Raw genomic sequence first — 12,073 nt, forward strand, 5'->3', positions numbered from 1 at the left:
CCAACAACAGAGGCGACGCGGAACCCCCTCTTACACCACATCCCTGGACGTGACCGGGGGAAACAGGGACGGGGACGTATGTCCCGATGGGTGGGGGACACATGTCCCGACCAGAGCTGTCAACTGTGGTTGAAAGGCGTAGCCAAGTTTTCATTAAAATGAGGACACACGTCCCCATGGGTGGGGACATACGTCCCGGTAGAGGGTGAAGTGGCCTGTTAAGGCCGGTTACGCAACAGGTTCGAGATCGACGACTGGGAGCGGCCTACCAGTCTGGCGATCTCAGCCTGGCTGAATCGGTCAATGCGGTAGAGAGCAACCACTGCTTGACGGTAGGACACCCGTGCCCGGGCCCACTCTGTCTCGGCGGCCTCAAGCCGTTCGGCGGCGTCGACCGCGGCAAGCATGCGGAAGGTTTCGGCACTCTGCCGCGCCCGGTCCTCATCGCTGCTCTCACTCATCTACCACCCCCCTGATAGCCGGAGCTTACCAGCCCCCTAATAGGGGGTTCAGCATTTCAATGAAAACTTGACTACGCCCCTCAACCACAGCCGACACCCCTGCAGGGACATATGTCCCACACCCCAGGGACAAACGTCCCCATCCCCGTCCCCGTCCCCCCGGTTCCCGTTCCGTCCAGGTTCTGTCCATCTGCCCGATCGTTTCCAGCTCCTCCCGGCCAGGCATCCACACGTCCTCTCGTCGCTGTCCTCTCCTACTCGCACTCCTGCGTCGTCCTTCTCGGGGGGATTGCCGAAGAAACCCCTGGTGTCGGTGCCCTTGGGCGCTGCCGTCGCCAGCCTCTCCACCCCCGGCGGCGCTAGCAAGAGCTCCTGTCCCATCGAGCTGCCAGCAACCCCCCAGATCAGAAGGATGCGCGACCGGAAGCGCGACCGCTGGGGGGTGGAAGCGCGACCGGTCGCGCATGAGCGCGACCCCTGGGGGGTGGATCCGCGACCGGGTTGGGGGTCATCTTGGGTATGTTCGGTAACGACAACACGGCCCAGTGCCGATCCCATGCGGGTGGGGGGCGACACCGGCGGGCAATGAGCAGGAGAAGGGAGAGGCGGATGGGGAACCAGACCCACACCCGGCCAGCTGGGTGTCAGCTATCGGCGGGGGCGATGCCGCCTCCGGGGAGTGGGCGGGTTGGTGAGACTGCCCGAAGCCATCGAGATCGCCGGGGGTGGAGTGAGCCAGGACCTGGTGTCGGGAGCGGGACGGGTCGTTCTCTCCACCGATCCGTGTCGGCGGTGAACACACCCGAGCGGTAGGCTGGCCGTATCAGGGCATCTACGACGGGGGCGTTCGGGGCGAGCCGGGGTCGGTGGCTGGCCGGTCAAGGTGGGGGTGTCCCTGTCTTGTTGCCAACCCGTGTGGGGTGGTTTCTCGGCTTCGCGGGTTGGTAAGGGGTTTGGGTCTTGAGCATGGCCAGGATGATGTTGCAGCGGCGGCGACCGACGCAGATGACGGCGGCGTTGTGTTCTTTGCCTTGGGCGCGTTTGCGTAGGTAGTAGGCAACGAACGCTGCGATGAACATGGCGTTCTTGAGACGGTGGTCGCCGCCTTGGAGTTGCCCCCGCTTTTTCGGATACTTATGGCTTCGGCAACGAGACCACCACGATCACCACCCGCCTTGCCACTCGAGCCCAGCCCTGACCCCCGATACCGGAGGTCCGTGCGGGTATTGCCATCATTTTGGAGCTAGGAAGCAGGCTCGGCGCCCGCTAATCTCGTCGAGCGCGGTGCCCTCAAAGACCTGCGTGGTTCAGGGTCGGACTTCGATGAATCCGGCCGCGGCGAAGTCGTTGTCGAAGGCTAGGGCTTCGCGCAGCCGGCGGGCTCGCATCACTTCGAAGCTGGTGGCGTCCACGAAGGAGTAGGGCCGTTCGTCGTGACGGCGCAGCCATCGCCACGCCTTCGACTCCTCTTCGGCGGTGACGACGTGCACAGCCAGCTTGTCGGCTAATCCGAAGTTCTCTATCTCGTCGAGGTACCCGACCGCGGTGCGGTACCCGTCCCGGTAGCGAAGGAACGTCCAAGTCTCGCCAACCACCAGGTTCGTGGTGAGAAGCCGCTCTCGGTCGCCCACGCACGCAGCCAGGTCGAGCGCGTCACCGTGGCGGGCGTCTTGGGGCAACGCCCAAGCCACCCACCAACTCGTGTCGACAAACTTCACAAGCCGTAGACGACTTCGTCGATCTCGCCGGGCTTGACGCTGATCCCCTTGCTGCCGAAACCCGCTCGCTCCAACCACATGTCCTTGACCGGCTCAGGCTTTCGGGCCGGCAGGACAGCGGCCAGCCCCCGCCGGATCAACTCCGACTTGGAGATCCCCAGCCGCCTCGCCTCCGCGGCCGCCTCGGCGTCAAGCTCCTCGGGCATCGTGATCGTAACGGCCTTCATGACCCCAACTATACATAGCCTGGTTCGCGAAGTGACAGCCGTCGTGGCGGTCCAGCAGCGGGCCGGCGGTGCTGCCGTAGCCGATCTGCGAGAAACCATCGCGCCCGTTGTACTGGGGCGGCTCGTACACGATGGGTTCGCCCAGGTGGTGGGGGCTGCGGCTCCCGGTGTGGCACATCAGCCGGTCCCGGTCCGGGCGACCGGCCCCGATGTAGCCCGCCGAAGTGGCTGCGCGGCTCGCCCACCTGGCCCGCCACGTAGAAGTGGCTGCGCCCCATCGGGTCCACCGCCCGCCACTGGTAGGTCACCACCGCGCCGCCCTCCTCCAGCGTGATCGTGGGCAGCGGATCGTGCCGGGTGTAGTTGGCAGTCACCCAGCCCGTGCTGCACATGTGGCCCGACACCGTGCCCGCGCAGGTGCGGAACTGCACAAACGGCTCCGCCGCGCCCAGGTTCACGCCGATCTTCAGCGCCTCGGAATGGGTGCCCCAGCTGGTGGCCATAGCCGCCCAGTGGCGGCTGTCGTCGCCGATGCCCCAACCGCCGGGCAGCGTGTTCGTGCCGCTGAGATTGCGGTTGCTGTTGAGCGCCGCCACACAGTAGGTGGTGTCCGCCGCCAGTGCGAAGCCCGGCCCGTCGCCCGCGTAGGCGAAGCGGTACGTGCGCTCCGTGCTCGACACCTGCATGGAGGGGTTCGTCAGGGTGGCGAGGGGCAGTCCCGCTCCTACTCCCGTATCCGGTCTGCCGCCGGAGTCGGCCAGGACCTGCACGCGCAGATGGTTGCCGGCATCGGAATCGCTGATGCGGGCGAACTCGATGTCGACGCTGCTCAGCACGTACTCGCCGCCGTCGCTGCCGGTCGTCGGTACGCTGATCGAAGTGTGTGCACCGTTCGCGGTGCGGTTCCTATGGCCGGATCGGCAGAGGCACGGGCTGCTGGGGGAGCATTCGGGGTGATCGACACGGGACGGAGCGGCGACGGTGGCTAAGGCTGTCCTCGACGGTGGGGTTGTTGCCGGGATCATTGAGGGCGACGGGCAACGCTGTTGACGATCATCGAGTCACCCAGTCTCGATCGGTGGATTTCGCTCGTATTGCCTTGCCCTGAATGGTGGTTACTGCGATGGATCGCTAACATCCCGGGACCGGGCGGCGGGTCTGACTCAACTGAGTTCCGGTGCGTGGCGCGCCTTTGTGGGGATCTGTCGGCCTGTTCCCCGGTCTGGGGGCTCGGCCTGTTCCCCGGTCTGGGGGCGGGGTTTTGGCTCGAAGAGAGGTCCTAGTATGAGCCCATCCTGTACCGAAGGGACTGCCAAAGTGGGTGACAGTCGAGAGGCTCGGGAGGCCCGATTTCACAGGCCTGTTGCGTCGTGAGGTGGGGAGCGTTCGCTGCTGCGGTCCTTGTCGCTGTGCTCGCTGTTCCGGCTGTCGCCGACCACCAGCCGATGCCGCACGAGTGGTACGACAACGCCGATTCCTATGACCTGATCGGCAACTACAACTATATGACGGCCCGCACCGTCGGTACCGACACCTGGGAAGTGTGGATATGCGATCCTGTAGGCCCGTCGTCGTTCTCATCGTTGAACCGTTTCGTGGGGTACACACCGAGGATGGTGGTTGATTGGCTGACGGAGAGATCGACCATCGGCGCCTACTTCAACTGGCTTTCCGACGGTAAGTACAAGCTCGGGTTCCGAATCGGTGGCAGTGTCACTCCGGATCTGTCCAAGCTGGCTTTTGCAGACTACGCCAACATTTGGGATCGGGGGGAAGCATGTGTAGAGGCGGTCAAAGAAGCTGCGGAAGGCAGCAGAGCGGATGGAGCGCTGGTTGTGGACACCACCCATGCCTTCCACAGCATCATCGGTACGGCTTGGATGGGAGCTACGTACTGCGAAGCGGGCGAGTGTGAGCCTTTTCCCCACCCCGATTCGGGTCGGTATGCGTTCGTAGGAGCAGGCGTATGGGCCGACTTGTACATCCATGAGATCGGCCATGCTCTGGGATGGCCACACTCGTTCTTCTATAACCCTGACGTGGAGGACCAAGACGAGTACAACAATCCGATGGACGTGATGAGCGGAAGTATCGGATGGGTAGGGACCATAGCCATCAACCGTTACGCGGCCGGATGGATCAACCCGGACGACGTGTACGTGTGGGAACTAGGCGACAAGAGCAAAACGCTCTGGCTCGACACCGTAGGCGTTACAGGCGGCTATCAGATGCTTGTACTCCGGGACGCCTACAGCACATGGTATTACACGTTCGGAGCAAGGGTGCAGGGTCGTTTCGATTCTCACCTACCGAAGGAGGGTGTGGAATGGTACACGGTTGACGAGTCTGTCGACACGGGCTGTGATTGGGATGGTTGGGATTGGTGTCCCGGTACAGGCCGGGCGGTTCACGCATGGGGCGAACCTAACAGCACTGACCATGTGCTGAGCGTTGACGAATCGGTGAGCTTGTCCCTCTGGAATGGGCAAGATTGGGTTGACGTTGAAGTGAGTGTGCTGCAACAGGATGAGGGTTCCTACAGGGTGCGTATCTCTGGTTAGGAGGGAGCAGTAAGAGGTTACAGGTACCGGCTCTACGCGGCTAACGGGGTTTGCGACCTCCCCCATAACCGGACCCCCACGCACCCGCCAAACTCCGGTCGTGCCGGTATGTCCTTCATCTAGGGGTGGGAGGCGAGTGTGGCATTGATGGCTTCCATCAGTTTCTCGAAGCGAGCGAGGGTCTCATCGGAGAGCTTGGGTAGCAGGCCCGTTCGGTTCTGCAGAAGGTAACGGGCTGGAGCATTGTGGTCGAAGGGGTTGGTGTTGCGCTCGATGCGTTTTACGATCCGGTCGTTGCCGACAATGTCGGCACTCTTGAGTTGCCTCCGAAGAGCCTTGTTGAACAGGAGTAGGTAGTCGTCGTCTGTGAAGAGATCTTCGATGTCGGCACCCTTCGCAGCTGCCGCTGACTCTGGAGTAATCAGCCGCTTGTCATCGAGCAGGCCGGCCTTCATCAGATTGCGGACTTTCTGGCTGCTCGCTTGTGCGCCGTCGACGAGGACGGAGACGTCAAGGGATGGACCGACCAGCGTGACAAAAGTCGGGATATTGCTAGCCCCCCCTGCTGGAAGGAGACGCCAGCGGTCGTCAAGGCCCGTTCGGTCGTGCGACTTAAGGTGGTCCGACATTACGAGCAGGTACGTGTAGTCCGACAGCCCCTCAACCACGAGATTGTCCGGTCCGACGAAGAGATTCTGCGCTATGTCGTACCCGAGCGCAGCCTGGAGTGGGAAAAGCGTGTCGGGGTCCTTCGACGCACTACCTGCGGTAGTAACCTTAGCTCCGGTGTCAGGTCCGGCATCTTCGACGACGCGAACCCTTCCGAGTCTTGCAGGGTCGACTAAGAAAGGTGAGTGGGTAGTAAACAACACCTGATGACGACCAGCCACACGTTCGTTGATGAACTGAAGGAAGTCGGCTTGGGCGCGGGCGTGGAGGTTTAGGCCCGGCTCGTCGAGGAGAACGATGACGTTCGAGTCTTCCTCGAACTCGGTGAAGGCCGCGATGAACGACACGAACCAGCGGAACCCGTTGGATCGAGCGTCCAAGCTATTCGTGAAATGGTGGCGAGTGTCCATCACGTCGAGCTTTAGTTCGCTGCGCACGACTTGCTGGCCATCGGGGCGTGACTCAACAGCCGTATTGATGTCGATATCCAACCGTAGGTACTGGTTCTGCCTCCAGTACTGAAGGACGTTCTGAGTAAGCTCAGCCCCCACGGCTTGCAGCTCCGCCTTGCGAGCGACGTAATCATCGGAAACGAGATCGTCGTCAGCGAACCCCATGCGTAGGAGGGCGAGAGCAGTCTGTTGTCGACTATCCAGAGCGGATGAGTCCTCTGATCGAAGGGCGTTGATGAGTGGCTCGGTGTCCGTCGTGCCGGGCAGCTCGGAGTACTCATCGAAGTAGAAGAACCGCGGCATACGGTCTCGAAGGAACTCACCCACGGCGCTTCGTGCAGAGGTGGCTTCGCCGTAGGTATCGGTCAGCCGCCTCAGTGCCTCAGCCTCTACGGCGGGGCTGCCGGACGAGTTTGCGCGCCCAGCGGTGGCCGTAAGCCGGTCTCTAAGTGGACCGATGTCCGTTGAACCCTCGACATGAAGCCCATCGAGCAAGTGCCGAATCGCAGCGACGGGTTCACAAGCAGGAGGGATGTGAGTCAGGCTCTCGGACCCATAGTCTCGATACGCAGAGAAGGTCTGATCAAGTAGAACGTCCTTGCCGAACTTGGCAGCAACATCCCTAACGTCATCCTCTGCGAGACGAAAGACAACCTCGATGGGCTTTGCCTCTTGATACTTTCCGCTTCGCTCGTGCTGCTTTTGCAACCATCGGGGATAGTCATGCCGGGGGAACTCTCGGTCTCGATCGCTGCTAGCAGGGTTCAAAGCATGGAGCGCGTGCAGGAGATTGGTCTTGCCCGACTCGTTCTTGCCAACGAGTACAGTTACCTTCTGATCAACGGCAATATCATTTGAATCCAACACATTGCGATAGTAGCCAACTCGAAACGATGAGAGTTCCATTTGATACTACCTCCTGGCGAGTCAAAGACAATAGCTCGGGGGACCTCCCGGAGAAGAGGCAGGCACCCTCCTGCAGTGGCGAACCCCACACCCCACCAACCTCCAGACTAGGCGAACAGGCCGGCAGCCGCCTTCGTACAGTCTGCGATCCTCGCCAGGACTTTGCAGATATCTTCACCAGCCCCGGAACGGCCCTTAACAACTTCCAGCAGCCGGCCCGTCTCCAAGTCGCAGAATCCCCACTGTCAAGGCCGGTTGAAAGTTGCGCGGTTTAGTGGGTGACCTCCTTTCGTTTGCCTCTGAGTCGGTAGCTCTGTCCTTTGAGGACGATGACCTCAGCATGGTGGACCAGGCGGTCGACCATGGCCGCGACGGCTACGGCATCGCCGAATATTTCTGCCTAGGCGGAGAAGTTCTTGTTGGACGTGACGATGAGCGATCGGCGTTCGTAGCGGGATGAGATGAGCGAGAAGAACAAGGAAGCGGCTTCGGGATCAAAGGGGATGTATCCAACTTCGTCGATGACGATGAGGGGGATGCGGGCGAGGCGGTCCAGTTCGTCGCTGAGCCGGCCTCTGCTCTTAGCTTCGGAGAGTCGGGTGACCCACTGTGTGGCGGTCGCGAACGCGAGTGGGTAACCGCGGCGGGCTGCTTGAACACCTAAGGCGATGGAGAGATGCGTTTTGCCTGTGCCCGGTGGGCCCAAGAAGATCACGTTGTGGGCTTTTGGGACGAAGTCGAGCTGGTGGAGATGCGCTATCTGAGCTTGGGATACTGATCGTTGGTGAGCGAAGTCGAACATTGTCGAAGGGTCTTTGTCTGGGGGAATCGGGCCGCGCGGATACGGTTTTGGCCTCCGTGTGTTTCACGGGCGGTGACCTCTTCAGAAAGGACCTTGACCAACAACTCGAGGGGATCCCATCCCTCAGCCCGGGCTGTCTTCGCCATGTCGGGGGCGACTTGGCGGATGCGGGGCATCTTCAGAGCCCTGGAGAGGAACGCCACTTCGGAGCTGAGACCACCCATCAGCAGGCCCCGATGAGAGCGTCGTAGCAGGCCAAGTCCACTTCGGGAATGTCCGCATCGGCAGCGACGAGTCGGGTGCGGGCCTAGCGGGCAAGGCGCAACAGGCGGGCATGGGCAGGATCCAAGACGACATCAGCAGGGACATAGCTCCGCCGATGGCGGGCGACCTGGCGGCCGTCGACATGGATCACCACCTCGCGATGCGAGACCCGCACCCCAACCCGCCGGCCGGCCAGACCTGGCGGTGTCGAGTAGTCAACATCGCCGATGCGGCAGAACCCGTCCCGACTCACCCGCACCTCGGCGCGACGGTCGGTATCCGGTAGCGGATCCGCCAGCGCATACAGGTGACTCTTCTCAGCTCTCCACGCGTCGGCCACCTTGGCGCCGACTCTTCGATGGTGACGCTCGAACGCCACCTCCCGGGCCCAGCGGTCATGCTGAGCTCAGATATCTCCGATCGAGTCGAACCTACGCAGCGGGAGGAACGACCCCTCCAGATAACCGATAGTCCGCTCGACCTGGCCCTTGGACTCCAGACGGCGGGGCAACAGCACAATCGGACGGACCCGCAACGCCCCCAACAAAGCAGCCACCGAGTCATGAACCCGCGCAGGGCGGGACTTAGAGCGTGCGCGGATAGCTTTGGAAATCCACCGGGTGGGGTGTTAGCTCGGGTTTGATATCGAGCGGCAATAGACACCCCCAACCGGTGGAGGAATGATTATGCGCGCGCTCGATCCCGAAGTCACAAACGCGGTGTGGGAATCCGTGAAGGCTCTGGTGCCCCGGCGGGAGGTGGACCATCCGATGGGTGGTCACCGTCCCCGTATTTCGGATCGGGTCTGTTTTGAGGGGATCCTGGTGCGGTTGGTGACGGGCTGTTCGTGGGTGACGGCGGAACATCTGCTGGGCGGGGTGGTGTCGGACACCACATTGCGGGCCCGCCGCGACGAGTGGACAGATGCGGGCGTGTTCGACGCTGTGGTATCCGAATCGTTGGCGGGCTATGACCGCATCATGGGGTTGGACCTTTCCGAGGTTTCGGTTGACGGCAGCCAGCACAAGGCACCCACCGGTGGGCAAGGAACCGGAAACGAATCCCCTGCGACAGGGCCAAATCAGGCTGGAAATGGTCCCTAGCCACAGACGCCAACGGCATCCCTGTCGGTTGGGCCACCGCCGGCGCCAACCGTCACGACAGCATCCTGTTCGAACCCACCCTCAAAGATATCGCCAACCGAGGTCTCCTAGCCGACATCGAGACCCTCCACCTAGACCGAGGCTACGACAGAAAAGCCATCCGGGCTCTCTGCGAAACCGCGGGCATCACCGACATCATCTGCGCCCGGAAACAACCCCGGGGCCAAGGCAACCACACCAAACTATCCACACCCCTCGGCATGCGCTGGACCGTCGAACGAACCAACTCATGGCTCACGAACTACGGGCAACTCCGCCGCAACACAGACCACTACCCCCACCACCGGCTAGCCCAACTCGCCCTATGTTGGCGATCAGCGAAATTCACTCATACTGGATTGCCCTGTTTGGTGGGGGCCGCTGCGATGATCGGGGCGGCCCCCCGGTCCGGGGGGCGGGTCTGACCCAAGTGAAATTCGGCGCGTTTGTTGCCTTGCTGGGGATCTGTCGGCCTGTCCCCCCGGTCTGGGGGCGGGTTCTGGCTTCGAGGCGGATGTGACCTGGTAGGAGCCTTGTGGAAGGTCCGCACCTTGAGTGTTACGAGGAGTCCTCGGGCGGCGTAGTTTTGGTAGTTGGTGAAGCCGTGAGCGACGCGTCGTAGGACCTGGAGGAGGTTGTTGATCCCTTCGAGGGGTCCGTTCGTGGCTCGCCGGCCGGGGTGGTAGGCCAAGATTTCTTGGCCCCAGGTAATGATCTTGTCCACCACGTCGTGGTATTCGGGGATCTGGCCTGTGTCGTAGAGATCAGCGAACCGTGCCAGAGCCTCGTTGGCCTGCTCCAGGTCGTCGGCTTCGTAGAGCCCGTAGAGCTCTTGGAGAGCGTCCCACGCGACTTTCAGTCGGGGATGGGCTGCGAACAGCCGGCCCAGATGCTCCTGGTGCGCCTGGGTGAGGTTGTCGGCTCGGCGCAAGAGCGTGTATCGGGCCCTGAACAGGCTCGGCTCATAGGCGGGTGGTTTCTGGTCGGGATCGCGGCGTTGGAGCTCTCTTCGCACCAGGGTGAGCCCTTCGGTGAACCACCGCACTACGTGGAAGCGGTCCAGCACATGGCGGGCACCGGGCAGATACTCGGCGATGGCTGCCTGATACGGGCGGGAACCATCGGATACTACGATCTCCACCCCCCGACACCAGTCCCGTCCCTGATCGCGGAAGAAGCGGGTCAGAGACCCCTTCCCACGTCCTGGGATCATCGCCAACACCTCGCCGGAATCGCCGCAGGCGACCACGGTCACATAACGATGCCGGCGGCGGATAGACGTCTCATCCACCAACAACACACGACACGGACGGACCCGCCGAAGCTCCCCAACCCTCTCCGCCTCAGCTCGGACCAGTGCCATGATCCGATGCCAACCCACCCCATGATGGCGGGACACCGCCCTAATCGACATCACCCGAGCGTCCTTCACCAGACGGCGAGCCAACCGGCGGCTAAGACCACCTTGGAACAGGGCATGATCCTCCAAATGGCGTTCCCCACAATTCCCACACCAGAACCGGCGCCGCCGCCACAACAAGGTCGTACGGCGCCCCGACACCGCCAAATCACGCACCCGCCTAGTCCGCCGATCCCACACCTTCAGACAGCGGAACCCGCACAACGGGCAACGCGACCACCCCCGAACGGATTCCACCTCCACCCACAAGCGCGCCGGGTCATCGACCGGCACCCCCAGCACACGCACACCCGACAAGTGCAAACGAACAGACATAACATCAGACATCGAGGCCTCCTGGCATCGGCGAACTGGTTCTTCACCGATTCCAGCGAGGCCTCACCCCCAAACCAAGGATTTCACCCCCACCCACCCACGTTTCCGCGCAGGGCCGTCTTGTCCGCCCACCCGGCCGGCTGGTGTGCGTTTTCCACCACTAAAGGGAGGAAACCCATGGCCAGTATCGTGTCCGACGCTTCTGTGAGCAAGGTGATCGTCGGGGTCGACACCCACAAGCACATCCATGTCGCGGTGGAGCTCAACCAGCACGGCGCCCGTCTGGGAGACCGAGCGGTTAGCGCTGACAGCGGCGGCTACGCCCAACTCGAGGCATGGGCCCAGGAACATGGCCGAGTTGAGGGGTTCGGGATCGAGGGCACCGGCAGCTACGGCGCTGGGCTCACCAGCTACCTGAGACGCTGCGGGCATCGGGTCGTTGAGCCGACTCCGGGGTGATCGCCGCTCGCGGCGCAGCAACAGCAGAACCTGACGCTATCGACGCTGAAGCCGCCGCACGGTCGGTCCTTGCCGGAACCTCGACCGCGATTCCCAAGACAGCCGATGGGCTGGCCGGGATGATCCGCCAGGTCAAGATAGCCAGAGACACCGCCCGCAAAGGCCGAACCTCGGCGATCATCACCCTCAAAGCACTAATCGTCAACACCCCCGCCAAACTGCGCGAATCCCTCGACGGGCTCACCAATCGGGCGCTCATCAACCGCTGCGCCCGCTTCCGCGTGTCAACAGTCAACAGTCCCACAGCCGCGGCGAAGCACTCACTGAGAGCGTTAGCACGCCGCTGGCGTCACCTCGACACCGAGGTGCGCTCCCACGACGCCGTGCTCGACGACCTCACCGCCCAGGCGTCGCCGACACTACGAGACGCCTATGGCATCGGAGCCGACCTCGGCAGCGGAGTTCCTCATCGTGTTCGGCGACAACCCCGAACGGATCCGCTCCGAAGCCGCATACGCCAAACTCTGCGGCGCCTGTCCCATACCTGCCTCGTCAGGACAGACCAGCCGGCATCGCCTCTACCGAGGCGGACACCGACAAGCCAACGCAGCGCTCTACCCACTAGCCATAACACGAATGCGCCACCACCAGCCCACCATCGACTACGTCGCCCGCCG

Annotated in this window: 11 protein-coding genes and 2 pseudogenes; 4 read left to right on the forward strand and 9 right to left on the reverse strand. The window is 62.6% G+C overall.

Annotated elements, in window-relative coordinates:
- Nucleotides 1-218: 218 nt before the first annotated feature.
- The 5 genes and pseudogenes from OXM57_11040 to OXM57_11060 form a co-directional block, all read right to left on the reverse strand.
- Complete coding sequence (locus tag OXM57_11040; protein ID MDE0353213.1) at nucleotides 219-461, reverse strand: helix-turn-helix domain-containing protein; 243 nt, start codon at nucleotides 459-461, stop codon at nucleotides 219-221.
- Between the two features lie 878 nt (nucleotides 462-1,339).
- Nucleotides 1,340-1,570, reverse strand: a pseudogene (locus tag OXM57_11045) (hypothetical protein).
- A 198-nt stretch (nucleotides 1,571-1,768) separates the two neighbouring features.
- Nucleotides 1,769-2,179, reverse strand: coding sequence for a PIN domain-containing protein (locus OXM57_11050; protein MDE0353214.1), 411 nt, complete (start codon nucleotides 2,177-2,179; stop codon nucleotides 1,769-1,771).
- A complete protein-coding gene (locus OXM57_11055) occupies nucleotides 2,176-2,406 on the reverse strand; it encodes a ribbon-helix-helix protein, CopG family (protein ID MDE0353215.1) in 231 nt (76 codons plus the stop codon). The genes OXM57_11050 and OXM57_11055 overlap by 4 nt, the downstream gene beginning before the upstream one ends.
- An 8-nt stretch (nucleotides 2,407-2,414) precedes the next feature.
- Entirely contained in the window at nucleotides 2,415-3,242 is an 828-nt protein-coding gene (locus OXM57_11060; GenBank protein ID MDE0353216.1) for a hypothetical protein, read from the reverse strand.
- 534 nt (nucleotides 3,243-3,776) lie between these two features.
- Here OXM57_11060 and OXM57_11065 point away from each other — a divergent pair.
- The gene (locus OXM57_11065; protein MDE0353217.1) at nucleotides 3,777-4,967 is read left to right on the forward strand and encodes a hypothetical protein; all 1,191 of its coding nucleotides are present in this window, start codon (nucleotides 3,777-3,779) and stop codon (nucleotides 4,965-4,967) included.
- Nucleotides 4,968-5,086: 119 nt separating this feature from the next.
- On the opposite strand, the gene OXM57_11070 is transcribed toward OXM57_11065, so the two are convergent.
- From OXM57_11070 to OXM57_11080, 3 genes and pseudogenes are all read right to left on the reverse strand, one after another.
- On the reverse strand, nucleotides 5,087-6,994 hold the full coding sequence (locus tag OXM57_11070) for an AAA family ATPase (GenBank protein ID MDE0353218.1): 1,908 nt from the start codon (nucleotides 6,992-6,994) through the stop codon (nucleotides 5,087-5,089).
- A gap of 271 nt (nucleotides 6,995-7,265) precedes the next feature.
- Nucleotides 7,266-8,020, reverse strand: a pseudogene (gene istB, locus OXM57_11075) (IS21-like element helper ATPase IstB).
- A gap of 83 nt (nucleotides 8,021-8,103) precedes the next feature.
- Complete coding sequence (locus OXM57_11080) at nucleotides 8,104-8,439, reverse strand: hypothetical protein (GenBank protein ID MDE0353219.1); 336 nt, start codon at nucleotides 8,437-8,439, stop codon at nucleotides 8,104-8,106.
- 307 nt (nucleotides 8,440-8,746) lie between these two features.
- Here OXM57_11080 and OXM57_11085 point away from each other — a divergent pair, with 307 nt between their 5' ends.
- Nucleotides 8,747-9,163, forward strand: a complete 417-nt coding sequence (locus OXM57_11085) for a transposase (protein MDE0353220.1) — start codon at nucleotides 8,747-8,749, stop codon at nucleotides 9,161-9,163.
- Nucleotides 9,164-9,551: 388 nt separating this feature from the next.
- Here the strand turns inward: OXM57_11085 and OXM57_11090 are convergent, their stop codons facing one another.
- Nucleotides 9,552-10,937 carry an ISL3 family transposase gene (locus OXM57_11090; protein MDE0353221.1) on the reverse strand — a complete coding sequence of 462 codons (1,386 nt, stop codon included), beginning with the start codon at nucleotides 10,935-10,937 and terminating at the stop codon, nucleotides 9,552-9,554.
- Between the two features lie 177 nt (nucleotides 10,938-11,114).
- Here OXM57_11090 and OXM57_11095 point away from each other — a divergent pair, with 177 nt between their 5' ends.
- Nucleotides 11,115-11,396 (forward strand): transposase, encoded by a 282-nt coding sequence (locus OXM57_11095; protein ID MDE0353222.1) that lies wholly within the window; start codon nucleotides 11,115-11,117, stop codon nucleotides 11,394-11,396.
- 432 nt (nucleotides 11,397-11,828) lie between these two features.
- Nucleotides 11,829-12,073, forward strand: a 245-nt coding sequence (locus OXM57_11100; GenBank protein ID MDE0353223.1) for a transposase, incomplete at its 3' end; no start/stop codon positions are given.

The sequence above is a fragment of the bacterium genome (assembly GCA_028820935.1).
Classification (GTDB): Bacteria; Actinomycetota; Acidimicrobiia; order Spongiisociales; family Spongiisociaceae; genus Spongiisocius.